Source organism: Hydrogenophaga sp. L99, assembly GCF_058731905.1.
In genome coordinates this window covers 2,758,928-2,783,341 of the sequence record NZ_CM178972.1, presented here as the reverse complement: position 1 = coordinate 2,783,341, position 24,414 = coordinate 2,758,928, and the positions used below count along the sequence as shown (strand labels likewise).

The following is a 24,414-nucleotide window of genomic DNA, read 5'->3' as shown; positions in this document are numbered from 1 at the left end:
CCTACCGGCCAGATAGCTGGAACTTTGTAAGAATGACAGGGCTCCGAAGATTCATTCGGAACCTTGGAGCCATTCATGATCATTCGCCTCAACCACGACGGGTTTCAGCACCCCGTTCCCAGTGAGATCACTTCGCCGTCTGATTACGTTGGACGTCGTGCTCTGCTGCAGCGTCTGGCGCTGGGCGCAGGGGGGGCTGCCATGGCCAGCTGGGCTTCGCGCGAGGCGCTGGCCCAGGCTGCGGTGACCCGGCCCGGACGGCTCGCGGCACTGAGTGGCGTGCGTTCCGCAGTCGCGGGTGCCAGCACCGTTGAAACGCTCACCACGTACGAAAACGCGTCCACGTACAACAACTTTTATGAGTTCGGGACCGACAAGTCGGACCCTGCGGCGTACGCCAAGTCGCTCAAGACCAGCCCCTGGACCGTCTCGGTGGAGGGGCTCGTCAACAAGCCCAAGACCTACGGGCTGGACGAGCTTCTGAAGCTGGCCCCGATGGAGGAGCGCATCTACCGGCTGCGTTGTGTCGAAGGGTGGTCCATGGTGATTCCGTGGGTGGGCTATTCGTTGGCCGCGCTCATCAAACAGGTGCAGCCACAGGGCGGCGCCAAATACGTGGAGTTCGTGACCCAGGCTGACCCCAAAACCATGCGGGGACTCGCCTCTGGTGGGCTGGATTGGCCCTATACCGAGGGCCTGCGGCTCGACGAAGCCATGCACCCGCTGACCCTGCTGGCTTTTGGTATGTATGGCGAGGTGTTGCCCAACCAGAACGGTGCGCCGCTTCGCTTGGTGGTGCCCTGGAAATACGGTTTCAAGAGCGTCAAGTCCTTGGTCAAGATTCGCTTCACCGACAAGGAGCCGCGCACCGCCTGGAATGTGGCGGCGCCCCAGGAATATGGCTTTTATTCCAACGTCAACCCCGACGTGTCCCACCCCCGCTGGAGCCAGTCCACCGAGCGCCGCATTGGCGAAGACGGAGGCCTGTTTGCCAAACGCCGCAAGACGCTCATGTTCAATGGCTACGAGCCCCAGGTGGGTCAGCTCTATGCCGGCATGGACTTGCGCAAGTTCTTTTGATGCCGTTGAGCGTGTTCATGAGGGTGGTACGCCGTGGCTGCTGACGCCACAACGGTGGTGAGCCACAAGGCGGGTCAGCGCGGAGCAAGCGCCTCTGCGGTGCACCGCTGCTTGACGCATCCGTTGGCCAAACCAGCGGTGTTTGTGCTGGCGTGCTTGCCCATGGCGTGGTTGTTTTGGGCGGCGGTGGCAGACCAGCTCGGCGCCAATCCGGCAGAGGCGCTGATTCGCTCGCTGGGCGACTGGAGCTTGCGGTTTCTGGTGCTGGTGCTGTCCATCACGCCGCTGCGTGTGTTGGCGGGCTGGCCGGCATTGGCACGCTTTCGGCGCATGCTGGGACTTTTCGTGTTCTTCTACGTCTGCATGCACCTGCTGGCCTACGCCTGGTTTGACATGGGCTTTGACCTGGCCGCCATGGTGCTTGACGTCATCAAGCGCCCGTTCATTTTGGTGGGCACGACCGCGTGGCTGCTCTTGCTGCTGATGGCCGCCACGTCATTCAACCGCGCAATACGTGCTCTGGGTGCCAGGCGCTGGCAGCTGCTGCACCGCAGTGTGTATGCGGTCGCCGCATTGGCGGTGTTGCATTTCTTCTGGATGCGCAGCGGCAAAAATGACTTCAACGAGGTCGCTGTTTACGCCGCCATCCTGGGTGCGCTGCTGGGCTGGCGCTTGTGGCGTTACTTCACTTGCAGGGCCGCGAGCTGAGCCACAGTTTGCGTGCCCAGCGTCAGTGCCCCGCGGCCTGTCCGTCTTTCAGGGCAGCAAGCTTTCAAAACGCAGTTGATCGGTGGCGCTTTCCCGTGCGCGGATGAGGGTGGCGGTATCCCCATCGACCAGCAGCTCTGCTGCGCGGCCCCGGGTGTTGTAGTTGCTGGCCATGCTCATGCAGTAGGCACCCGCCGACATCACCGCCAATAAATCACCCGGCTGAACGGCCAGCGCCCGGTCGCGCCCCAGCCAGTCACCGCTTTCGCACACCGGGCCCACCACGTCCCACAAGGCTGTGGGTTCGTCGCGAGGTGCCAGCGGCACGATCTGGTGAAACGCCTGGTACATCGCGGGCCGGGGCAGGTCGTTCATGGCCGCATCCACAATCAAAAAGTTCTTGTGTTCGCCTGGCTTCAGGTACAGCACCTCGGTCACACAGACACCCGCATTGCCCACCAGCGAGCGGCCGGGCTCAATGAAGATCTTGCGGTCGCCATAGCCCCGTGCATCGAGTTTGAGCAGCAGGCGCTGCCACAGCTCGTCGGCCTGGGGTGGCGTGTCGCCGTTGTAGTCAATGCCCAAACCGCCGCCAAAGTCGATGTGGGCGATGGGAACACCTGCGGTCTCAATGGCTTCCACCAAGTCCAGGATGCGGTCCATCGCGTCAAGGTACGGGTCTGCCTGGGTGATTTGCGAGCCAATGTGGCAGTCAATGCCCACCACCCGCAGGCCTGCACACGCCGCCGCATGGCGGTAGGTGGCCACCACGTCTTCGTGAGCAATGCCAAATTTGTTGCCCTTGAGACCGGTGGAAATGTAGGGGTGGGTTTTGGCGTCCACGTTGGGGTTGACGCGAACGCTCACGGGAGCGCGCAGGCTCATGCTTTGCGCCACTTCGTCCAGCACATCCAGCTCAGCGCGGCTTTCCACGTTGAAGCAACCAATGCCCACGTCCAGCGCCCGGCGCATCTCAGCACGCGTCTTGCCAACTCCTGAAAAAATGATCTTGCCCGGCTCTACGCCTGCCGCCAGCGCCCGTTCCAGCTCGCCGCCCGAGACGATGTCCAGCCCGCATCCTGCACGCACCAGCGTCTGCAAAATCGCCAGCGTCGAGTTGGCTTTCATGGCGTAACAAATCTGGTGCGCGCGTCCGGCCAGGCCCCGCTGGTAGGCGCTCAAGGCCTCCAAGATGGCGGCCTTGCTGTAAACGAAGAGCGGTGTGCCGTGTTGTTGGGCCAGCGCATGCAGCGCCAATCCTTCAACCATGAGTTGTCCGTTCTGGTAGCTGAAAAACGGGGGGAGTGTCGTGGGCACAGCGCCAGAAGTGATGGGCATGAAAGAAATTTGGCAGAAGGAGTGGGTCGGCCAACCGGGGCGGCAACGAGGCACGAACCGAGTGGGTTGGGCCGAAGGAACGGTTAGCGTCCGGTTGTGGCGTTGCTCGAGTCCGTGTCAGTGCTGTTGGACTCAACCGCTGCAGGTGGGGTTGCGCTTGTCGCAGCGGGCAAAAAAAGCGGTCCTTTTTGGCCGCAGCCCGCCAACAGCAACCCGGCGCCCAGCAGGGCGGCAAGCGCGCACTTGCGCCCCGCACAAGCTGTGCCGCCTAAAATTCGGTGCAAATCCAACATGAGCCCATTGTAATGACCGACATCGAATTTCTGGACCGCGCCGAGGCGCTCCTGCGGGCCATCGAGCTCACCTGCGACCGCATCAACGACACCACCGACGCCGATATCGACAACCAGCGCGTGGGGGGCATGATCACGCTGACGTTTGCCAACCGCAGCCAGATCATCATCAACCTGCAGAAACCGCTGCACGAAGTGTGGATGGCTGCCCGTGCGGGTGGATTCCACTACCAATACGATGGCGATGGTGCTGCCTGGATGGACACCAAGGGACAGGGCGAGTTCTTTGCCAATCTCTCGCGCTACGCCAGCGAACAGTCTGGGTTGCCGCTGGTTTTCAGTTCCTGAACAGGTCGAGAATGCTGCGGCGGTCTTCTGGTTCTAGGGCGGGTGCAGCAGCGCCGGGTTGCTCGGACTGAGCTGCATCGTTCGACACTGCGCCCGGCCAAGGATCGTTCAACCCCAACCCTCTGACGCCGTTGCCTGGCCCATATTCTTCAAAATACCATTCACCCCCTACGTTGATCAAGCCAGACGGCGGTGTGTATTCGGCCACAGGCACATCTTTCAGCGCTTCGGCCATGTAGTTGATCCAGATCGGCAGGCTCAACCCACCGCCCGTTTCGCGGCTGCCCAGGTTGCGCGGCGTGTCGTAGCCCACCCAGGCGGCTGCCACGACGGTCGGCTGGTAGCCCACAAACCAGGCGTCCACCGAATCGTTCGTGGTGCCGGTTTTGCCGTATAGGTCTGGGCGTTTCAGTGTGGCTTGGGCGCGGGCAGCGGTGCCGGTGCGTGTGATCTCCTGCAGCAAGCTGCTCATGACAAAGGCGTTGCGGGTATCGATGGCGCGCTGGGTTTCCAAGAGCTCGACCTGGGGCGCCTCAAACAGCACCTTGCCTTTGTGCTCCACGACGCGGGTGATCAGCGTGGGCGAGACAAGGTACCCGCCGTTGGCAAATACCCCGTAGCCCGTGGCCATTTGCATCGGCGTGACGGAACCCGCGCCCAGCGCCATGGTGAGGTACGGGGGGTGTTTTTCGGCGTCAAACCCAAAGCGCGAGACCCACTCCTGCGCACTTTGGGTGCCCACCAGTTGCAGCACCCGGATCGACACCATGTTTTTGGACTTGGCCAATGCACGGCGCACCGACATGGGGCCTTCAAAACGGCCGTCGTAGTTTTTGGGTTCCCAGGGTTTGCCGCCCGTTTCGCCAGCGCTGTAAAACAACGGTGCATCGTTGATGACGGTCATGGGCGACACGCCCTTTTCCAAAGCCGCTGAATAAATGAAAGGCTTGAAGCTGGAGCCCGGCTGGCGCCAGGCTTGCGTCACATGGTTGAACTTGTTCTTTTGAAAGTCGAAACCACCCACCAAGGCCTGAATGGCGCCCGTGCGCGGGTCCATGGCCACAAAGGCCGACTCCACTTCCGGCAACTGGGTGATTCGCCAGCTTTTTTCCCCGCTTTTCACCACCCGAATCACGGCACCCGGTCGAATCTTGATGTTGGGCCCCGCCTTGTCTGACAAGCCGGAATGGGCCGGCCGCAGGCCCTCGCCGGTGATTTCAAACGGCTCGCCATCTTGCCGAACGGCCACCACCCGGCGCGCACTGGCCTCCAGCACCACGGCGGACATCAGGTCGCCATTGTCCGGTCGGTCGTTCAGCGCGTCGTCGATGGCGTCGTCCCGTGCGACTTTATCCACCGGCAAATCGATGAAGAGTTCGGGGCCCCGGTAAATTTGACGGCGTTCGTAGTCGAGTACACCTTCGCGCACCGCACGGTAAGCGGCTTGCTGCTCACGGGACTGCAGGCTGGTTGTTACGTTCAGGCCGCGCGTATAGGCCTCTTCCCCGTATTGCGCCACCATGGCCTGGCGCACCATTTCGGCCACAAATTCTGCATGGATGGTGGGTTGAACACCGGTCTGGCGCAGCTTGAGGGGCTCAATCTTTGCTGCGTCGGCCTCGGCTTGGGTGATGAAGCCGTTTTCAAGCATGCGGTCAATGATGTGCAGCTGGCGGCTGCGCGCACGCTTGGGGTTGCTGATGGGGTTGTAGGCAGAAGGTGCCTTGGGCAAGCCCGCCAGCATGGCGGCTTCGGCAATCGTCACATCTTTCAGCGGCTTGCCAAAATAGGTCTGGGAGGCCGTGGAAAAACCGTAAGCGCGCTGTCCCAAAAAAATCTGGTTCATGTAAATCTCAAGGATCTGTTCCTTGGTCAGCATGTGTTCCAGCTTGAACGTCAGCAGCACCTCATAAATCTTGCGGGTGTAGCTTTTTTCAGCCGACAGGTACACATTGCGCGCCACCTGCATCGTGATGGTGGACGCGCCCTGGCTCTTGGCTTGCCCCAGATTGGCCAGCGCCGCCCGCATCATGCCGCGGTAATCCACTCCGCTGTGCTCGAAAAAACGGGCATCTTCAATCGCCAGCACCGCGTTCTTCATCACGTCCGGTATTTCCCGGATCGTCAACAGGTTGCGGCGCTCTTCACTGAACTCGCCAATCAACTGACCGTCGGCCGTGAGGACCCTCAGCGGCAGCTTGGGGCGGTAGTCGGCCAGGTCGGCCACGTCGGGCAAGTTGGGGTAGGCCACAGCCAAGGCGATACCGATCACCATCAAAAGGCCAATGCCGCCAGCCACCGCCAGTCCGGCCAGACCCACCGCAAGGCGACCGATCCAGATGACCAACGTGTGTCCCGCAGATACTGGCGTTGAGGATTGGTGAGGGGTGGCGCGTTCGTCTTTGGGCATGCGGATGATCTGTCGGTCGGTAGCGAATTATAAAAATCCGTTGTTGTGTGGATGCCAGTGCAAGCGCCCATATTGTGAGTTGTTGTGTATCGGGTGGCCTTCTGTCGCGTGGCAGGCGATCAAACAGGTCAAAAATACGTATGCTTTTGGCAACGCTTCCTTTTGTGTCAAAGGCAAAAAATCTTTGCTGCACAAGGGGCTTACTGCTAGCATTCAAGTGAAATCTTAAGTTTGGTGCACCGTTGCGCCGTCATTTTTGGGGGGCGCCTTGATCTCATTGGGGTCGTTATTTAGCCGGGAACCGGCACCGATGTTGGGCATTGACGTCAGTTCTTCCAGTGTGAAGCTGGTCGAGCTTGGCCGCAATCGCGCTGGCGATCTGGTCCTTGAGCGTTGCGCCATTGAGCCCCTTGAGCGAGGGTGGATCACCGACGGCAACATCGAAAAATTCGATGAAGTTGCCGAAGCTGTGCGCCGCGTGGTGCGAAAAAGCGGCAGCAAAACCAAAAATGTGGCGATGGCTTTGCCCGCATCAGTGGTCATCACCAAAAAAATCATCCTTCCAGGCGGTCTGTCAGACAAAGAGCTGGAAGCCCAGGTTGAATCTGAAGCAAACCAATACATTCCGTTTTCCCTTGACGAAGTGAGTCTGGACTTCTGCCTGATTGGCCCCAGCGCCAGCTCGGTAGGCGATGTCGAGGTGCTGATTGCGGCATCCCGCAAAGAAAAAGTGTCCGACCGCCAGGGCCTTGCAGAAGCTGCGGGCCTCAAGCCGGTCGTGATGGATGTGGAGTCTTACGCTTCGCGCATGGCGGCGGGTCGTGTCATTGAAACGCTGCCCAATCAAGGCGTTGACTCCCTGGTTGCTTTGTTTGAAGTGGGCGCACTCACCACCAGCATGCAGGTCATGCGCAATGACGACGTGCTCTATGAGCGCGACCAGGCCTTTGGTGGCGCGCAACTTACCCAGCTGATCGTTCGCCAATATGGCTTTTCTTCGGACGAAGCAGAAGCCAAAAAGCGTTCGGGCGATTTGCCAGAAGACTACCAGTCGGCCGTTTTGGGTCCCTTCATTGAGAGCATGTCGCAAGAAATTGGGCGAGCGCTTCAGTTCTTCTTCACGAGCACGCCGTACAACAAGGTGGACCACATTCTGTTGGCGGGGGGCAGTGCCGCCCTGCCGGGTTTGACCGACGCTGTCACGCACCAAACGTCTTTCGCCTGCATGGTGATCAATCCCTTTGACGCCATGGAAATGGCCTCTACCGTGCACGCCCGCAAAATTTCGCGTGAGGCGCCTTCGTACCTGACCTCCACGGGCTTGGCCTTGCGGAGGTTTTACCAATGATCTTGATCAACCTGTTGCCTCACCGCGAGGCGGCCCGAAAGCGGCAAAAAGAGCAGTTCTTTACCCAGTTGGGTCTGTCGGCGCTGCTGGGAGGCATCATTTGCGGTGCTGTGTTCACATGGTACCAGGGCCAGATAGCCAACCAGCAAGAGCGCAACAGCTTCTTGCAGCGCGAGATTGCCAAGCTCGATGTCGAGATCAAGGACATCGCCAGTCTGCAAAAAGAAATCGCATCGCTGCGTGCGCGCCAGACAGCTGTTGAGGATCTTCAAGGTGACCGCAACCTGCCGGTGCACCTGTTGGACGAGCTGGTGGCGCAGTTGCCTGACGGCATTTACCTGAGCAGCATGAAGCAGGAAAACCAGAGCGTGCTGCTCACCGGTGTTGCGCAATCCCAAGAGCGTGTTTCTGAGTTGTTGCGCAATCTGGGCAACAACAGTCCATGGCTGAGCCGCCCGGAGCTGGTGGAAATTGTGGCCGCCAATGTGGTAGGCCCAAACAAAGACCAGCGGCGCGTGTCCAATTTCATCATTCGTGTCGCGCTGGTCCGGCCGTCAACGGCTGCATCCACGGCACCGGGAACGGCCACTGCGGCGCCTGTCGTGCCTGGCAAAGTCTGATTGAGGCACCGACCCACCATGGCCAAAATGCCCCAGATCAACGTGGATTTCAAAGAAATCCAGGAAAAACTCAAAGCCCAATTTTCGGGGCTCGACCCTAACGATCCGTCCCAGTGGCCTGCTGTACCACGCAATCTTTTGTATGTGGCTGTGTGCGTGGCTGTCATTGCGGGCCTGTGGTTCGCCTGGCTCAAGGCGTCTGATGAAGAGTTGTTGGCCGAGAAAACCCGTGAAGAACAATTGCGGACCGACTACCGCAGCAAGCTGGTACAGGCCGTCAACCTCGATGCACTTAAAAAGCAGCTAGAGCAGGTTCAGCAATATGTGAACCAGCTTGAGCGCCAGTTGCCCAGCAAGGCCGAGATGGATGCCTTGCTGTCCGACATCAACCAGGCGGGCTTGGGTCGAAGTCTTCAATTTGAGTTGTTCCGCCCGGGTCAGGTGCTCGTGAAAGAGTATTACGCCGAGCTGCCCATTGCCGTTCGAGTCACCGGCACTTACCACGACATCGGTCTCTTCGCCGCCGACATCGCCAACCTGTCCCGCATCGTGACCCTGAACAACCTCACGCTGACGCCCATCAGGGACCGAGACGGTGTACTCACCATGGACTGCACGGCCAAGACCTTCCGCTACCTGGACCCCGAAGAAGTGGCCATTCAGCAAAAGTCCAAAGGGGTCAAGAAGTGATACAGGCAAAGATTCTTTTGCTCGCTTTGAGCGTGGGCTGCCTGGTGGCCTTGGGGGGCTGCACAGCCTCCGGTCAGGACGAGTTGCAGGCCTGGATGCAATCCGAGCGCAACGGGATCAAAACCCAGGTCAAACCCATACCTGAGCCCACGAAATTCATCCCGCAAACCTACGGCGGCGAGCGCATGCTGGAGCCATTCAGCAGCGAAAAGTTGGCGAGTGTGCTGCGTGGCAGCCCCGGCACCACGATCGTCAACTCAGCACTGATCGAACCCGAGCTCAACCGCCGCAAGCAACCGTTGGAAGCCTACCCGCTGGACACCATGACCATGGTGGGCAGTCTGAACCGCCAAGGCCAGCTGGTGGCGCTGGTCAAGGTGGACAACCTGCTTTACCAAGTTCGGGCTGGAAGCTATCTAGGCCAGAACTATGGGCGTGTGAACAAAATTACGGAAACCGAAGTCACGCTGCGAGAAATCGTGCAGGACTCCGCCGGTGAATGGACCGAGCGCCCTGCGGCGCTGCAGCTACAAGAGGAAGCGTCTAAATGATCAAGCCCAACATGGCCCAAAAAATCGGAGCATGGGAGCGCTCGGTGCTCAGAGGCGCCGTCTTCGCCTCCATGGCGCTGACCACTGTTTGGGCCCAGGCTCAAAATGCGATTCAGTCGCTGACCGGGGGCGTCCAAGGCGGCGTAGAAGTCATTCGCATTGAAACCAGCGAACCTCTGGCGGCCGTACCCACCGGGTTCACCATCCAGGCGCCCGCCCGGATTGCGTTGGACTTTCCAGGTGTGGTCAACAACATTGGCCGCAACACCATTGAAATGAACCAGGGCAATCTGCGTTCGGCCAATGTGGTGCAAGCCGGGGACCGCACCCGCGTGGTGATCAACCTCAAGCAACCGGCAGCTTACCAAGCCAAGGTGGAAGGCAAGTCTCTCATTGTGGTGCTCGATCGGTCCGACGCCATTGTTGCCGCGCCCGCTACCCAAGCTGCCTTTGCCGAAAGCCGCAACCGCGACACCGCAGCCCTCAAAGACATCGACTTTCGCCGCGGTGTCGGCAACTCCGGGCGCATCGTCGTCGAGTTGGCCAACAGCCAGGTGGGGGTAGACATTCGCCAACAAGGTCAAAACCTGGTGGTTGACTTCCTGAAAACGTCACTGCCCGAAGGCTTGCGCCGCCGGCTGGACGTGACCGACTTTGGCACGCCTGTGCAAACCGTCAGCACCTCGCAAACCGGGGACCGTGTTCGCATGGTCGTAACGCCAAAAGGCAACTGGGAACACTCGGCTTACCAGAGTGACAACCAGTTTGTGCTGGAAGTGCGCGAGCAAAAGGTTGACCCGTCCAAACTGACGCAAGGCCCTGGCTACAACGGTGAAAAGCTGTCACTGAACTTCCAGAACATTGAAGTGCGCTCGCTGTTGCAAGTGATCGCTGACTTCACCAACTTCAACGTGGTGACGTCCGACTCCGTCTCTGGCGCGGTCACCTTGCGCCTTAAAGACGTGCCTTGGGACCAAGCCCTGGACATCATCTTGCAGGCCAAAGGCCTGGGCATGCGCAAGTCGGGCAACGTGCTCTGGATCGCGCCCAAAGACGAGATTGCGGCCCGTGAAAAACAAGAGCTGGAGTCCAAAGCGTCCATTGAAAGCCTGGAAACCGTGCGCACGCAAGGCTTCCAGATGAACTACGCCAAGGCCGCTGACATTGCAACGCAAATCACCGGCGGTGGTTCGGGCGGCACGGGCAACAGCGCCCGCATTTTGTCGCCACGCGGCAGTGTGATTGCAGAGCCTCGCACCAACCAGCTGTTTGTGACCGACATTCCGTCCAAGTTGGAGCAGGTGCAAGACCTCATTGCCCGTCTTGACATCCCCATTCGCCAGGTTTTGATCGAAGCTCGCATCGTTGAAGCCGATGACCGTTTTGGCCGCTCGCTCGGCGTGCGGCTCGGTGGCAGCGACCTGCGCGGCATTCGGGGTGGCGACGCCGGCTATTCCGTGGGTGGAACCAACCGCATTGCCATCGGCGGTAGCTACAACGCTGTGTCCAGCACCACGCTGGAAAGCGAAAACACGTTGGACACCATCAACACGTCCTTTGTGAACCTCCCATCAACCGGAGCCGGCGGCTTTGCACCGGCTGCGTTCGCCATTTCCCTGTTCAGTTCTGCGGCCAACCGGTTCCTGAACCTTGAAATTTCAGCACTGGAAGCCGACGGCCGAGGAAAAATTGTTTCCAGCCCCCGCGTGGTCACTGCTGACCAGGTGAAAGCACTCATCGAGCAGGGAACCGAGTTCCCCTACCAAACCGCAACGTCCAGCGGCGCTACCGCCATCTCGTTCCGCAAGGCCAACCTGAAACTGGAAGTGACGCCGCAAATCACGCCTGAAGGCAGCATCATTCTGGATGTGGATGTCAACAAAGACAGCCGAGGTGAGACCACGGCAGCGGGTATCGCCATCAACACCAAACACATCCAAACGCAGGTGCTGGTTGAGAACGGTGGCACGGTTGTGATTGGTGGTATTTTTGAATTGATTGAAATTGACGACACGACCAAAGTGCCCTTATTGGGTGACCTGCCAGTGTTGGGCAATTTGTTCAAGAATAAGAGCAAGACTTCCAATAAGTCTGAGCTGCTGGTGTTCATTACGCCTCGTGTAATTTCTGACCGTGGCGTGATGCGTTGAGGCTGTCCATCGGATACATAACGTTTGTTGAAAGTGACCATAAAAATGAAGCTGTTTAAGATAGTTGGGAGTGTGCTGTTGGTGGCTGGGTTGGCCGCTTGCGGTGGAGGGGGCGGTAGCCCGGGTTCTACAGTGGGTGGCGGTTCAACTGATGGTGGTGCTACCCCAGTTGACGTTCCTTTGAGTGCAGACCCAATCTTGCTGGGTACCTTGACTGACGCAACAGGAGTCGTGACCAACTCTATAAGTGCGTCGGGGTTCACCTTGGTTAGATTGACCCTAACGGACCCAAGTGGAAGGGGTATACCTAACCAAGTTATTGCCGCATCCGGGGACAGCACCAAGATCATTTTTCCGGAAGGTGCCAGTGGTTTAACGAATGCTTCCGGCATTGCCACAATCAAAGTTGCACGAGCTTCACTCTTTGCCACTGGGGCAGACTCTTTGACAATCACCTACAGTTATAAGGCTGGATCGTTAGTTGCATACCCCAATGGATCGGCACCTCCATCCATTGATACAGTTGTTTCCCAGTATGTTGGCTACCAGCTATCGGCAGCAAATGTTACCTTGACAAATTTGAATGTTGGTACACAAGCACTTGCGGCCTATGGCACGAGGCAGATATCAGTTCAAGTCAATATAGATGGCGCTGCTGCGACTTCAACGCCAGTGCAGGTAAGTTTTAGTAGCAACTGTGGTGTAGTGACTCCAGCTACAGCCTCAACAAACAGTCAAGGCGTCGTGAATGCCAGCTACTCTGCGGTCAATTCAGGTATCACCAATGATCAGGGCTGCAGCGATTCAACCGTCTCAATCGTGGCGAGCACCACCGGCGTGACTCCCGTAACCGGTAATATCCGTGTTGAGCTTGCTCCTGCAACTAATTTGCTTTTTGCAAATGCTTCACCGGCCAACATTTATTTGGCGAATTCTGGTGGTGTCACCCAGTCGATTGTGAAATTTAAGCTGGTTAATGCGTCGAATGCAGCCCTTCAAGGTCAAGATGTTCGACTGGAACTAAGGGATATGGCGGATGGGATTCCAAAAGCGACATTTGGCACCGTTGGGAACGTCAGTGCCATTACGCAACCCACAAACTCAAGTGGGGAGGTTTCAGTCCCCGTATTTTCTGGCACTGTGCCAACCAATGTGATCGTGAGGGCAACGTTGGTATCCGATGAAGGTATCTCGACGACCTCGGCAGTGCTCGCCATTGCGTCTGGAAGAGCGGTTCAGTCTCGGGTGAGCGTTGCTGTTGAAAAACTTTCCATCGAGGGTGCGAACATCGATGGCGTGACGACCTCGATTACGATTTCTTTGGCCGATCGCCAAGGCAACCCGATTCCTGATGGTACTGCAATTAACTTTGTAACCGAGGGGGGAGTCATGATTCCTCCTGTGTGTGTCACGGGCGTTGTTCCGGGGGATTCTCGGTGCTCGGTGAGTATTCGGTCGCAGGGTCTGCGCCCTGCAGACGGATTAGTTTCAATTTTGGCATATGCCTCCGGTGAAGAAGATTTTCGTGATTTGAACTTCGACAACGTCTATTCGGTTGGTGAGCCGTTTACGGATCTTGGTAATGCCTTTAGACAGGACGCAGCGCTTGCAGGGGGACTTTCCGGTCCGTTTGTTGATGGGTATTTTGCGGTTCCTCGTGAGGGTGCGGCGTCTTGCAGTCAAGTTATTCCGGGGCAATCCAACTTTTTGGGGCGACCGGGGTCGTGCGATGCCGTTTGGGGTGCCGCTGACGTTCGCCAACAGGCTGTTGTCGTTTTTGCAACGAGTCGGGCGGCGATTGCTGCAAGTTCAATGGTGGCGGGACTGCCTATAGCCAATTCCAATCCATTGACCAACGCGTTGCCAGAAGTCACGGTGCTTGTGGCTGATGAAAATGGCAATAGCATGCCAACAGGTACAAAAATTGATTTCAGTACAATAGATGATGGTGTCAGTGTGCCGGGATTCATTGGGGCGACATGCAGTCTGACGGGTACCGCAAGTTATAGGATTGATAACACCATTTTCCCTTCCCCGTTCGTGGTGAGTTTGGCAAGCTGCATTGCTGGAGACAAGCTGCAGGTGAGGGTAACTTCACCGCTCGGTACAGTCACCGAGCGGGTGTTTACCGTTACCAATTGATGATGCTGGATAGTGGCAGTTTTCCTGGTGGGCCTCCCAGGCTCAGGTAAATCCACCGTTGGGCGCCACCTCGCCCGGCGTCTTTTGCTTCCCTTCCTTGATTCAGACCACGTGATCGAGCAACGTATTGGCTGCTCGATCCGTGAGTTCTTCGAGCGGGAGGGAGAGGATCGTTTCCGTGACGTCGAAGAGGCCGTACTCGACGAGTTGACGCAGGGAGAAGCCTGTGTGCTGTCAACGGGCGGTGGTTCGGTGCTTCGTGCTGTGAACCGTGCCCATTTGCACGACCGCGGGCAGGTGATCTACCTGCGGTCCGCGCCTGAAGAGGTGTTTCGTCGCTTGCGCCATGACCGCAACCGGCCGCTGTTGCAGGTGTCTGACCCGTTGCAGCGCTTGCGTGATTTGTACGCGGCGCGCGACCCGTTGTACCGTGAAACGGCGCATTTCATCATTGAAACGGGTCGCCCTTCGGTTGCTTCCTTGGTGAACATGATCGTGATGCAACTGGAGTTGGCCGGGTTGGTCCCCTCGACGGCCCCTGCTGAAACGGCAGGCGCTCCACGCCTGGGATAGTCGTTCTGCGATGAGCGTCAGCGGGCGTGCAGACTGAAGGGAGCGGAGTCTTGGCTCATCTTGCGTCGCTGTAGCGCCACCGGCCGTTGGCGGTGGTTGTTCAGGGCCTAAACTTCAGGGCTATGAACACGAAGACTCCGCACCCTATTCAAACGCCATCCATGTCGACCCAGCAGGTCGAGATTGCCCTTGGCGATCGCAGTTACGGCATTTTGATTGGCGACCAGCTGTTTGATCAGGCTTCGAGCTATGTGGGCCTGCCGGCAGCGGCTTGTGCGGTGATCGTGACAAACGAAACCGTGGCGCCTTTGTATGCGCAGCGCCTCGCTGCTGCGCTGACACCGCGTTACCCCGTCATCCACACGGTGGTGTTGCCCGACGGGGAGTCGTACAAGACGTGGGAATCGCTCAACCTGATCTTTGATGCCTTGCTGGGCCATGGCTGCGACCGCAAAACGGTGCTGTTTGCGCTGGGTGGCGGTGTGGTGGGCGACATGACCGGCTTTGCCGCAGCGAGCTACATGCGCGGGGTGCCGTTTGTGCAGGTGCCCACCACCTTGCTGGCACAGGTGGATTCTTCGGTGGGCGGTAAGACCGCCATCAACCACCCGCTGGGAAAAAACATGATTGGCGCGTTTTACCAGCCGCAGCGCGTCATTTGTGACCTGGACACGCTCAAGACGCTGCCGGAGCGCGAGCTCAGCGCGGGTTTGGCCGAGGTCATCAAATACGGGCCCATCGCGGACATGGCGTTTCTGGACTGGATTGAGGCCAACATAGGCGCGCTGATGGCTCGCGAGCCGCAGGCACTGGCCCACGCGGTGAAACGCAGCTGCGAGATCAAGGCGCTGGTGGTGGGGCAAGACGAGCGCGAGTCGGGACTGCGCGCCATTTTGAATTTTGGGCATACCTTTGGCCATGCCATTGAGGCGGGCATGGGCTACGGCCAATGGCTGCATGGCGAAGCGGTGGGCTGCGGCATGGTGATGGCGGCGCGGCTTTCGCACGCATTGGATCTGGTGGACAAGGCTTTTGTGGATCGCTTGACGGCATTGATAAGCCGGGCCGGATTGCCCACCGTGGCGCCGGTGCTGGACGCGCAAGACAACGTGGGCCGCTATCTGGCGCTGATGCGCGTGGACAAGAAGTCGGAGGCCGGTGAAATCAAATTTGTGCTGATTGACGGCCCGGGCAAGGCGCTGGTGCGCGGTGCGCCAGATGAGGTGGTGGGGCGCGTGATTGAAGCCAGTTGCGCCCGCACATGACGCCGCAAGCTGGACGGCCCGCTGGGTTGGCGCCTTACGCCTGCGACCCCACGCAAAGCCGGGGGCGCCGTTTCCCAGAACCAGAGGCGCCGACCCGCACCGCGTTTCAGCGCGACCGTGACCGGGTGATCCACTCCACCGCGTTTCGGCGATTGGTTTACAAGACCCAAGTGTTTCTGAACCACGAGGGAGACCTGTTTCGCACGCGCCTCACCCACTCACTGGAAGTGGCGCAGCTGGGGCGCAGCATTGCGCGTTCGCTGCGGTTGAACGAAGACCTGGTGGAGGCGGTAGCCCTGGCGCACGATCTGGGGCACACGCCGTTTGGCCATGCTGGCCAGGATGCGCTGCACACCTGCTTGAAGCGGCTTTCAAGTGCCGAAGGCCGTGGAGAACCCGAAGCCTGGGGGTTTGAGCACAACCTGCAAAGCTTGCGCGTGGTGGACGAGCTGGAGGAGCGCTACCCGGCGTTTGACGGGTTGAACCTGAGCTTTGAAACCCGCGAGGGCATCTTGAAGCATTGTTCACGCGCCAATGCGCAGCGGCTTGAGGCGCAGGAGCCGGGTGGCGTGGCGCAGCGCTTTCTGCAGGGCGGTTCGCCTTCGTTGGAGGCCCAGCTGTGCAACCTGGCCGACGAAATTGCCTACAACGCCCACGATATTGACGACGGTGTGCGCTCCGGCCTCCTGACGATGGAGCAGCTGGGCGAAGTGCCTTTGTTTGAGTATTACCGCCTGCAAGCGCTGGCCTTACATCCCGCTTTGGCCGGGCGGCGGTTGTTGTTTGAAACTATACGTTTGATGCTGAGCGATCAGGTGTATGACGTGATCGACACCACCCGCGCGCTGATCAGCGCCTCGGGCGTACAGAGCCTGGACGATGTGCGCAGCAGCCCAGGGCTGGTGGCTTTTTCGCCGGGTATGCGGGAGCGTTCCCAAGTGCTGAAGACATTTTTGCTGCGCAACCTGTACCGCCATCCACAGGTGGTTGAAACCACCGACCGCGCACGCCGTGTTGTGGCTGACTTGTTTGATTTGTACCTGAATGCGCCCAACGAATTGCCCGAAGCGCATGGTCGCAGCCAGCACCATGCCCGGGCCGTGGCGGACTACATTGCAGGCATGACCGACCGCTTTGCCATTCGCGAGCACGAGCGGCTATTTGGCGCGGTGATCTTTCCGTGACCACCGGCCACGCTGCCCGGTTGGGCGTGGACGCGGCTGCCCAAGCGAGCCGGCTGGCGGCGCTGGTGGTGGCGGTGGGTGTCACCTGTGCCTTGCATGTGGGCAAACTGCCAGTGGCCATTCCGGTACTGCGCGACGCGCTGGGTCTCACGCTTTTGCAAGCGGGGTTTTTGCTGTCGCTGGTGCAGCTGGCCGGCATGACGCTGGGCTTGGTGGTGGGCCTGATGGCCGACCGGCTGGGCACGCGCCGGGTGATGTTGGCGGGCCTGGTGCTGTTGGCGCTGGGCAGCGCACTGGGCGCTGCGGCGCCCAATGTGAACCTGCTGCTGCTCACGCGGGTGGTGGAGGGCATGGGCTTTTTGATGGCGGTATTGCCCGCGCCCGGCTTGTTGCGCCAGCGGGTGGCCCACGCACCCACCCTGGCCCGCGCGCTGGGTTGGTGGGGTGCTTACATGCCGCTGGGCACGGCTCTGGCATTGCTCCTCGGCGCGCCTTTGATCCAGCTGGTGGGCTGGCGCTGGGCCTGGCTGACGCTGGCCGCGGTGTCGTTGTGTGCGGCCGGCGCGTTGCTGCGCTGGGTGCCGGCATCGGTGGCTGGCCAGGCGAAGCCGCCACCGGCGCGCTTGTGGCCGCGACTCTCGCGCACCTTGCGTGCGCCGGGTCCGTGGCTGGTTGCGGTGGCTTTCTTTTTGTATTCTGGTCAGTGGCTGGCGGTGGTGGGCTTCTTGCCCACCATTTACAGCCAGGCGGGTTACAGCGGTGCGGTGGTGGGCATGCTGAGCGCGTTGGCGGCCGGCATCAATATGGTGGGCAACATTGGTGCCGGGCGGCTGCTGGCGCGGGGCATGCAGCCCGGCCTGATCTTGACGGTGGCCTATGGCGCCATGGCGCTGGGCGCCTGGGTGGCGTTTGCCGCGCAGGGCCACCCGGTGTGGCAATACCTGGCTGTGCTGGTTTTTTCAGGGGTGGGTGGGCTGATCCCGGGCACCTTGTTTGGCCTTGCCGTGGTCCTGGCGCCCGGTGAAGACACCGTGTCCACCACCGTGGGCTGGATGCAGCAATTTTCGTCACTGGGTCAGTTTCTCGGCCCGCCCCTGGTAGCGTGGCTGGCCATGCGGGTGGGCGGCTGGCACTGGACATGGGTGGCCACAGGCGCCTGTTCTTTGCTTGGGGTGTGGACAGCCAGAAAGCTGCAGGTCGCATGGCATAAACGGACTGTGCACCCGGCATCAGTTTGAGCGCGGCGGTGAGCCGCTAAACTTTGATCCCTATTCATCCACGGGATTGCTCCGAAGAGGGCGGCCCAATGTGCCGACAGGGAATTTCACATGAGCTTTTTGAACCAGCTCAAGCAACAAGCGCAGACGCTGCAAACGCGGCAGGGCGATGAGCTTCAGCATCTGGACTCCAACACCGACGCCACCGAGGCTGCGTGCAAGACGGTGTGGCACTACTTCATGGAACTGCCGCGCCAGCTCAATGTGATCGAGCCCGCAGCGGTCAGCCTGAGCCTGGACGGCAAAGCACCTTGGCCAGCCATGAAGCAGACCGATTTCCGGTTTGACGCGCGCAAAAAAACGCTGCGAGGCAAAGAGGTGTTTGACTATCTGGCGTTGGGCTGGCGCCTTGAGCCTGCTGAAACAGCGGCGGTGCTGGCGCCCGGCCTGCCGAGAGGCCGCGTGAGCGTCAACTTTCCGCCCGATCTGGAGCGGGTAGAGCGCCGATTGCGGGCCGGGCAGGTGCGCCACGACCGCCAAGAGCTGCGCCACCCAGAAACCAACCGCCTGCAGTCGATCGTGTTTGAGCACGACATGGCCGCCCGCGCCAGCGTGCGTGTGACGCCCGACCACGACAACGGCAGTTTTGATATTCGCCTGGCCGCGGTGGGAGGGCTCGAAATTGCCACCACCCGTTACACCGTGGCTCAGCTGAACACCGCAGCGCTGGACGAACTGGCCAAGCTCATCGTCGGGCAGACCAGCCGGTTCATCTAACGTCACCGCAAGTGGTGGCGGCCATGGATAATGGGGGTCAGACCCCAAACCCACCGACCACAGCGAGTTCATGGCCCGACTTCCCCGACTGACCGTTCCCGGCTACCCGCACCACGTGATCCAGCGGGGCAACAACCGCCAGCCCGTTGTGGCCAGCGACCAGGACCGCGAAACCCTGCTGGATCTGCTGGCTGAAAACGCGGTGAAGCACCAGGTGGCGCTGCACGCCTATGTGATCATGGACAACCACTTTCACCTGTTGCTGACACCTGAAACCGAGGACGGTGTACCGCAGATGATGCAGGCGGTGGGGCGGCGTTACGTGCGGTACTTCAACGATTTGCACCACCGCAGCGGCACGCTGTGGGAAGGGCGCTACAAATCCACGCTGATCCAGTCAGAGCCGTATCTGCTCGCCTGCATGGCCTACATCGACTTGAACCCGGTGCGCGCTGGCATGGTGGCGCAGCCCCAGGACTTCGCCTGGTCAAGCCACCGACACTACATTGGGTTGGCTCAAGACCGTCGCCTCACACCCCATGCGCTGTACTGGGGCTTGGGCAACACGCCCTTTGCACGCGAGGCGGCATACGCCGAAATGGTGCGCGCCGGCCTGAGCGCGTCACAAGAAGCGCGCATGACCGGCGCCGCGCTGCATGGCTGGGCGCTGGGGGATGCGGGTTTTGTTGCTGAACTGCAAAAAAAAACCGACCGTCGGGTGAGCGAAAGCCGTCCTGGCCGACCTATTTCTCGTTCGGGCTCTTCGGGTGAAATTTAAAAAAATCTTTATAAATCAGGTAGTTTTTGGCCATATTTGATCCGTCCCTAATTTAAAATTGGTTGGATATTTTATCTTTAAATTGGAATCTGACCCCAATTATTTGCCTTGGCATTTTTGTTGCATTGCACTAAGCTCTACATCCCGCGAATTTTGTTTTCATGCCCTCGAACCGTAAAGGAAGCGCCATGACCACGGCAGCCGAACAGCAGCAACTCCAGCAACAAGGTCTGTACGACCCGGCCAACGAGCACGACGCCTGCGGCGTGGGCTTTGTGGCGCACATTAAGGGCCACAAAAGCCATGCCATCGTTCAGCAGGGTCTGAAGATTCTGGAAAACCTGGACCACCGGGGTGCCGTGGGTGCCGACAAGCTCATGGGCGACGGCGCTGGTTTGCTGATTCAGCTGCCCGATGCGCTGTACCGCGAAGAAATGGCGGCGCAAGGTGTCACGCTGCCACCTGCCGGCGAATACGGCGTGGGCATGATCTTCATGCCCAAAGAGCACGCCAGCCGCCTGGCTTGCGAACAGGAGATGGAACGCGCCGTGGCCGCCGAAGGCCAGGTGCTGCTGGGCTGGCGCGATGTGCCGGTGAATCTGGACATGCCCATGTCGCCCACGGTGCGCGAAAAAGAGCCGGTGATTCGCCAGGTGTTTATTGGCCGTGGCAACGACGTGATCGTGCAGGACGCGCTGGAGCGCAAGCTGTACGTGATCCGCAAGACGGCCAGCGCCAACATCCAGGCGCTCAAGCTCACGCACAGCAAAGAGTATTACGTGGTCAGCATGAGCAGCCGCACGGTGGTCTACAAGGGCCTGCTGCTGGCCGACCAGGTGGGCACCTATTTCAAGGATCTGGAAGACGAGCGTTGCGTGTCGGCCCTGGGTCTGGTGCACCAGCGTTTCTCCACCAATACCTTCCCCGAATGGCCTCTGGCCCACCCTTACCGCTATGTGGCGCACAACGGTGAGATCAACACCGTCAAGGGCAACTACAACTGGATGAAAGCACGCGAGGGCGTGATGTCGTCCCCGGTGCTGGGTGCCGACCTGAAGAAGCTCTACCCCATCAGCTTCGCCAGCCAGTCCGACACGGCCACGTTTGACAATTGCCTGGAACTGCTGACCATGGCCGGCTACCCGCTGGCGCAAGCGGTGATGATGATGATTCCCGAGCCATGGGAACAGCACACCACGATGGACGAGCGCCGCAAGGCCTTTTACGAATACCACGCCGCCATGATGGAGCCATGGGACGGCCCGGCTTCGATCGTGTTCACCGACGGCCGCCAGATTGGCGCCACGCTGGACCGCAACGGCCTGCGCCCTTCGCGCTACTGCATCACCGACGACGACTTCGTGATCATGGGTTCCGAGTCGGGCGTGCTGCCCGTGCCGGAAAACAAAATCGTGCGCAAGTGGCGCCTGCAGCCCGGCAAGATGTTCCTGATTGATCTGGAGCAGGGCCGCATGATCGACGACGAGGAGCTCAAGGCCAACCTCGTCAACAGCAAGCCTTACAAGCAGTGGATCGACAACCTGCGCATTCGCTTGGACGACGTGGAGGGCCCGACCACGGCCGAGCCGCTGCCGTGCGATGTGCCGCTGCTGGACCGCCAGCAGGCCTTTGGCACCACGCAGGAAGACATCAAGTTTCTGCTGGCGCCGATGGCAGCCGCTGGCGAAGAAGCCCTGGGTTCCATGGGCAACGACAGCCCGCTGGCCGTGCTGTCTGACAAAAACAAGCCGCTGTACAACTACTTCAAGCAGTTGTTTGCGCAGGTGACGAACCCGCCCATCGACCCGATCCGCGAAGCGATCGTGATGTCGCTGGTGTCGTTCATCGGCCCCAAGCCCAACCTGCTCGACATCAACCAGGTGAACCCACCGATGCGCCTGGAAGTGAGCCAGCCGGTGCTCGACTTCGCCGATATGGCCAAGCTGCGAAACATCGACGAGGTGACGCAGGGCAAGTTCCGCAGCGCCACGCTGGACATTACCTACCCCGCCGCCTGGGGGCGTGAAGGCGTGGAAGCCAAGCTGGCCTCGCTGTGTGCGTCGGCCGTGGACGCCATCAAGGGTGGCAAAAACATCCTGATCATCAGCGACCGTGCGGTCAGCGCCACCCAGATCGCCATCCCCGCGCTGCTGGCCTTGTCAGCCATTCACCAGCACCTGGTGTTGGAAGGCCTGCGCACCAACGCAGGCCTGGTGGTGGAAACCGGCACCGCCCGCGAAGTGCACCACTTTGCGGTGCTGGCCGGCTACGGCGCTGAAGCCGTGCACCCCTACCTGGCCATGGAAGCGCTGGCGGCCATGCACAAAGACCTGCCGGGCGACCTGAGCGCCGAAAAGGCCATTTACAACTATGTGAAGGCGATCGGCAAGGGCCTGTCCAAGATCATGTCCAAAATGGGCGTGAGCACCTACATGAGCTACTGCGGTGCCCAGTTGTTTGAGGCCATTGGCCTCAACAGCGACACGGTGAACAAGTACTTCACCGGCACCGCCAGCCGCGTGGGTGGCATCGGCGTGTTTGAAATTGCCGAAGAAGCCATCCGCATGCACAAGGCCGCTTTTGGCGACGACCCGGTGCTGGAAACCATGCTGGATGCTGGCGGTGAATACGCCTGGCGCGCCCGTGGCGAAGAGCACATGTGGACGCCCGACGCCATTGCCAAACTGCAGCACAGCACGCGCGCCAACAACTGGACCACCTACAAGGAATACGCCCAGATCATCAACGACCAGAGCAAGCGCCACATGACGCTGCGCGGTCTGTTCGAGTTCAAGATCGACCCGAGCAAAGCCATTTCCATTGACGAAGTCGAGCCGGCCAAGGAAATCGTCAAGCGCTTCGCCACCGGTGCGATGTCACTGGGTTCCATTTCCACCGAGGCGCACGCCACGCTGGCTGTAGCCATGAACCGCATTGGCGGCAAGAGCAACACCGGTGAAGGCGGCGAAGACGCGCTGCGCTACCGCAACGAGCTCAAGGGCATTCCGATCAAGCAGGGTCAGACCATGTCCGATCTGCTGGGCAAGGACGTGTTTGAGGTGGACTACACGCTGCAAGACGGCGACTCGATGCGCTCGAAGATCAAGCAGGTGGCGTCGGGCCGTTTCGGTGTCACCGCCGAATACCTGAACAGCGCCGACCAGATCCAGATCAAGATGGCGCAGGGCGCCAAGCCAGGCGAGGGCGGACAACTCCCCGGTGGCAAGGTGAGCGACTACATCGGCAAGCTGCGCCACAGCGTGCCGGGCGTGGGCCTCATTTCGCCGCCGCCGCACCACGACATTTATTCCATCGAAGACCTGGCGCAGCTGATCCACGACCTGAAAAACGTGGCACCGCACAGCGACATCAGCGTCAAGCTGGTGTCTGAAATTGGTGTGGGCACCATTGCCGCGGGCGTGGCCAAGTGCAAGGCCGACCATGTGGTCATTGCCGGCCACGACGGTGGCACGGGCGCATCGCCCTGGTCGTCGATCAAGCACGCGGGCAGCCCATGGGAAATTGGCCTGGCCGAAACCCAGCAAACGCTGGTGCTCAACCGCCTGCGCAGCCGCATCCGCGTGCAAGCCGATGGTCAGATGAAAACCGGCCGCGACGTGGTGATTGGCGCGCTGCTGGGTGCCGACGAGTTTGGCTTTGCCACCGCACCGCTGGTGGTCGAAGGCTGCATCATGATGCGCAAGTGCCACCTGAACACCTGCCCGGTGGGCGTGGCCACGCAAGACCCGGCGCTGCGCAAGAAATTCAGCGGCAAGCCCGAACACGTCGTCAACTACTTCTTCTTCATCGCCGAAGAAGCGCGCCAGATCATGGCGCAGCTGGGTATTCGCAAGTTTGACGACCTGATTGGACGCGCCGACCTGCTCGACACCAAGCAAGGCATCGAGCACTGGAAAGCGCGTGGCCTGGACTTCAGCCGCCTGCTGGCCATGCCTGCTGTGCCCGCCGATGTGCCGCGTTTCCACACCGAAACGCAAGAACACGGACTGGAAAAATCGCTCGACAACATCCTGATCGCCAAGTCGCGTCCTGCCATCGACAAGGGCGAGCGCGTGCAGTTCATCGAGGTGGCGCGCAACGTCAACCGCTCCGTGGGCGCGATGCTCTCGGGCGCGGTGACCCAGGTGCACCCGGAAGGCCTGCCCGACGACACCATCCGTATCCAGCTCGAAGGCACGGGTGGCCAGTCGTTTGGTGCGTTCCTTACGCGCGGCATCACGCTGTACCTGATTGGTGACGCCAACGACTACACCGGCAAAGGCCTCTCAGGCGGTCGCGTTGTGGTGCGCCCCAGCATCGATTTCCGGGGTGAAGCGTCGCGCAACATCATCGTGGGCAACACCGTCATGTACGGCGCCACCACCGGTGAAGCGTTCTTCAGCGGCGTGGCCGGTGAACGTTTTGCGGTGCGCCTGTCGGGCGCCACCGCGGTGGTGGAAGGCACGGGCGACCACGGTTGTGAATACATGACCGGCGGCACCGTGGCGGTGTTGGGCAAGACCGGGCGCAACTTCGCGGCCGGTATGAGCGGTGGCGTGGCGTACGTTTATGACGAAGACGGCCAGTTTGCCAAGCGCTGCAACACCGCCATGGTCAGCATGGACAAGGTGCTAAGCACTGCCGAACAAGAAGCCACCATGGACCGCGCCATCTGGCACCGCGACCAGTCCGACGAAGCCCAGCTGAAAAAGCTGCTGGAAGACCACAACCGCTGGACCGGCAGCAAGCGCGCCCGCGAGCTGCTGGACACCTGGGCCGAGTCGCGCGGCAAGTTCGTGAAGGTGTTCCCCAACGAATACAAGCGCGCCCTGGGCGAGATCAATGCCCGCAAATCAGCCGCTGCGGCCACCACCAAAGCACAGGACACGGCCAAGCAGGTTTCTGCTGCCGCCAAGTAAGCCTGGAACGCACGCACACGAAG

19 protein-coding genes are annotated in these 24,414 nt (G+C 60.2%); 16 read left to right on the top strand and 3 right to left on the bottom strand.

Going from position 1 to position 24,414, the window contains the following annotated elements:
* Nucleotides 1-75: 75 nt before the first annotated feature.
* Nucleotides 76-1,080: a protein-methionine-sulfoxide reductase catalytic subunit MsrP gene (gene msrP, locus AC4QBL_RS13260; RefSeq protein ID WP_472900264.1), complete on the top strand. Its 1,005-nt coding sequence runs from the start codon at nucleotides 76-78 to the stop codon at nucleotides 1,078-1,080.
* Between the two features lie 162 nt (nucleotides 1,081-1,242).
* A complete protein-coding gene (msrQ, locus tag AC4QBL_RS13255) occupies nucleotides 1,243-1,788 on the top strand; it encodes a protein-methionine-sulfoxide reductase heme-binding subunit MsrQ (protein ID WP_472907012.1) in 546 nt (181 codons plus the stop codon).
* Between the two features lie 48 nt (nucleotides 1,789-1,836).
* Here msrQ and lysA read toward each other — a convergent pair whose 3' ends face one another.
* Both lysA and lptM read right to left on the bottom strand, forming a co-directional pair.
* Nucleotides 1,837-3,126, bottom strand: coding sequence for a diaminopimelate decarboxylase (gene lysA / locus AC4QBL_RS13250; RefSeq protein WP_472900265.1), 1,290 nt, complete (start codon nucleotides 3,124-3,126; stop codon nucleotides 1,837-1,839).
* Nucleotides 3,127-3,209: 83 nt separating this feature from the next.
* Nucleotides 3,210-3,419, bottom strand: a complete 210-nt coding sequence (gene lptM, locus AC4QBL_RS13245; protein ID WP_472900266.1) for an LPS translocon maturation chaperone LptM — start codon at nucleotides 3,417-3,419, stop codon at nucleotides 3,210-3,212.
* Nucleotides 3,420-3,431: 12 nt separating this feature from the next.
* On the opposite strand from lptM, the gene cyaY reads away from it, so the two are divergent.
* Entirely contained in the window at nucleotides 3,432-3,767 is a 336-nt protein-coding gene (gene cyaY, locus AC4QBL_RS13240) for an iron donor protein CyaY (RefSeq protein WP_472900267.1), read from the top strand.
* Here the strand turns inward: cyaY and AC4QBL_RS13235 are convergent.
* A complete protein-coding gene (locus AC4QBL_RS13235; protein WP_472907013.1) occupies nucleotides 3,757-6,177 on the bottom strand; it encodes a penicillin-binding protein 1A in 2,421 nt (806 codons plus the stop codon). The genes cyaY and AC4QBL_RS13235 overlap by 11 nt on opposite strands.
* A 268-nt stretch (nucleotides 6,178-6,445) precedes the next feature.
* Between AC4QBL_RS13235 and AC4QBL_RS13230 the strand changes: the two genes are divergently transcribed.
* From AC4QBL_RS13230 to AC4QBL_RS13170, 13 genes are all read left to right on the top strand, one after another.
* Nucleotides 6,446-7,525 carry a pilus assembly protein PilM gene (locus AC4QBL_RS13230; protein WP_472907014.1) on the top strand — a complete coding sequence of 360 codons (1,080 nt, stop codon included), beginning with the start codon at nucleotides 6,446-6,448 and terminating at the stop codon, nucleotides 7,523-7,525.
* The gene (locus AC4QBL_RS13225; protein WP_472907015.1) at nucleotides 7,522-8,145 is read left to right on the top strand and encodes a PilN domain-containing protein; all 624 of its coding nucleotides are present in this window, start codon (nucleotides 7,522-7,524) and stop codon (nucleotides 8,143-8,145) included. Before AC4QBL_RS13230 ends, AC4QBL_RS13225 begins: the two co-directional genes overlap by 4 nt.
* 18 nt (nucleotides 8,146-8,163) lie before the next feature.
* Nucleotides 8,164-8,835, top strand: a complete 672-nt coding sequence (locus tag AC4QBL_RS13220) for a type IV pilus inner membrane component PilO (RefSeq protein WP_472907016.1) — start codon at nucleotides 8,164-8,166, stop codon at nucleotides 8,833-8,835.
* Nucleotides 8,836-8,930: 95 nt separating this feature from the next.
* Complete coding sequence (locus AC4QBL_RS13215; RefSeq protein ID WP_492131663.1) at nucleotides 8,931-9,386, top strand: pilus assembly protein PilP; 456 nt, start codon at nucleotides 8,931-8,933, stop codon at nucleotides 9,384-9,386.
* On the top strand, nucleotides 9,383-11,536 hold the full coding sequence (locus AC4QBL_RS13210; protein WP_472907018.1) for a type IV pilus secretin PilQ: 2,154 nt from the start codon (nucleotides 9,383-9,385) through the stop codon (nucleotides 11,534-11,536). The genes AC4QBL_RS13215 and AC4QBL_RS13210 overlap by 4 nt, the downstream gene beginning before the upstream one ends.
* 198 nt (nucleotides 11,537-11,734) lie before the next feature.
* Complete coding sequence (locus tag AC4QBL_RS13205; protein WP_472907019.1) at nucleotides 11,735-13,678, top strand: hypothetical protein; 1,944 nt, start codon at nucleotides 11,735-11,737, stop codon at nucleotides 13,676-13,678.
* A gap of 12 nt (nucleotides 13,679-13,690) precedes the next feature.
* Nucleotides 13,691-14,251 (top strand): shikimate kinase, encoded by a 561-nt coding sequence (locus AC4QBL_RS13200; protein WP_472907020.1) that lies wholly within the window; start codon nucleotides 13,691-13,693, stop codon nucleotides 14,249-14,251.
* Between the two features lie 161 nt (nucleotides 14,252-14,412).
* Nucleotides 14,413-15,516 carry a 3-dehydroquinate synthase gene (aroB, locus tag AC4QBL_RS13195; RefSeq protein ID WP_472907021.1) on the top strand — a complete coding sequence of 368 codons (1,104 nt, stop codon included), beginning with the start codon at nucleotides 14,413-14,415 and terminating at the stop codon, nucleotides 15,514-15,516.
* Nucleotides 15,513-16,700 (top strand): deoxyguanosinetriphosphate triphosphohydrolase, encoded by a 1,188-nt coding sequence (locus AC4QBL_RS13190; protein WP_472907022.1) that lies wholly within the window; start codon nucleotides 15,513-15,515, stop codon nucleotides 16,698-16,700. The genes aroB and AC4QBL_RS13190 overlap by 4 nt, the downstream gene beginning before the upstream one ends.
* Complete coding sequence (locus AC4QBL_RS13185) at nucleotides 16,697-17,938, top strand: MFS transporter (protein ID WP_472907023.1); 1,242 nt, start codon at nucleotides 16,697-16,699, stop codon at nucleotides 17,936-17,938. The genes AC4QBL_RS13190 and AC4QBL_RS13185 overlap by 4 nt, the downstream gene beginning before the upstream one ends.
* A gap of 90 nt (nucleotides 17,939-18,028) precedes the next feature.
* Nucleotides 18,029-18,694, top strand: a complete 666-nt coding sequence (locus AC4QBL_RS13180) for a hypothetical protein (RefSeq protein ID WP_472900278.1) — start codon at nucleotides 18,029-18,031, stop codon at nucleotides 18,692-18,694.
* Nucleotides 18,695-18,764: 70 nt separating this feature from the next.
* Entirely contained in the window at nucleotides 18,765-19,472 is a 708-nt protein-coding gene (locus AC4QBL_RS13175; RefSeq protein ID WP_472900279.1) for an REP-associated tyrosine transposase, read from the top strand.
* A gap of 188 nt (nucleotides 19,473-19,660) precedes the next feature.
* On the top strand, nucleotides 19,661-24,391 hold the full coding sequence (locus AC4QBL_RS13170) for a glutamate synthase-related protein (protein ID WP_472907024.1): 4,731 nt from the start codon (nucleotides 19,661-19,663) through the stop codon (nucleotides 24,389-24,391).
* Nucleotides 24,392-24,414 lie beyond the last annotated feature (23 nt).

Bases quoted from the DNA above. Each gene is read 5' to 3' on its own strand.
- AC4QBL_RS13225 (WP_472907015.1), top strand. From the start codon at position 7,522: ATGATCTTGATCAACCTGTTGCCTCACCGCGAGGCGGCCCGAAAGCGG.
- AC4QBL_RS13175 (WP_472900279.1), top strand. From the start codon at position 18,765: ATGGCCCGACTTCCCCGACTGACCGTTCCCGGCTACCCGCACCACGTG.
- lysA (WP_472900265.1), bottom strand. From the start codon at position 3,126: ATGCCCATCACTTCTGGCGCTGTGCCCACGACACTCCCCCCGTTTTTC.
- AC4QBL_RS13210 (WP_472907018.1), top strand. From the start codon at position 9,383: ATGATCAAGCCCAACATGGCCCAAAAAATCGGAGCATGGGAGCGCTCG.
- AC4QBL_RS13220 (WP_472907016.1), top strand. From the start codon at position 8,164: ATGGCCAAAATGCCCCAGATCAACGTGGATTTCAAAGAAATCCAGGAA.
- AC4QBL_RS13180 (WP_472900278.1), top strand. From the start codon at position 18,029: ATGAGCTTTTTGAACCAGCTCAAGCAACAAGCGCAGACGCTGCAAACG.
- cyaY (WP_472900267.1), top strand. From the start codon at position 3,432: ATGACCGACATCGAATTTCTGGACCGCGCCGAGGCGCTCCTGCGGGCC.
- AC4QBL_RS13235 (WP_472907013.1), bottom strand. From the start codon at position 6,177: ATGCCCAAAGACGAACGCGCCACCCCTCACCAATCCTCAACGCCAGTA.
- msrP (WP_472900264.1), top strand. From the start codon at position 76: ATGATCATTCGCCTCAACCACGACGGGTTTCAGCACCCCGTTCCCAGT.
- lptM (WP_472900266.1), bottom strand. From the start codon at position 3,419: ATGTTGGATTTGCACCGAATTTTAGGCGGCACAGCTTGTGCGGGGCGC.
- aroB (WP_472907021.1), top strand. From the start codon at position 14,413: ATGTCGACCCAGCAGGTCGAGATTGCCCTTGGCGATCGCAGTTACGGC.
- AC4QBL_RS13215 (WP_492131663.1), top strand. From the start codon at position 8,931: ATGCAATCCGAGCGCAACGGGATCAAAACCCAGGTCAAACCCATACCT.
- AC4QBL_RS13190 (WP_472907022.1), top strand. From the start codon at position 15,513: ATGACGCCGCAAGCTGGACGGCCCGCTGGGTTGGCGCCTTACGCCTGC.
- msrQ (WP_472907012.1), top strand. From the start codon at position 1,243: ATGGCGTGGTTGTTTTGGGCGGCGGTGGCAGACCAGCTCGGCGCCAAT.
- AC4QBL_RS13170 (WP_472907024.1), top strand. From the start codon at position 19,661: ATGACCACGGCAGCCGAACAGCAGCAACTCCAGCAACAAGGTCTGTAC.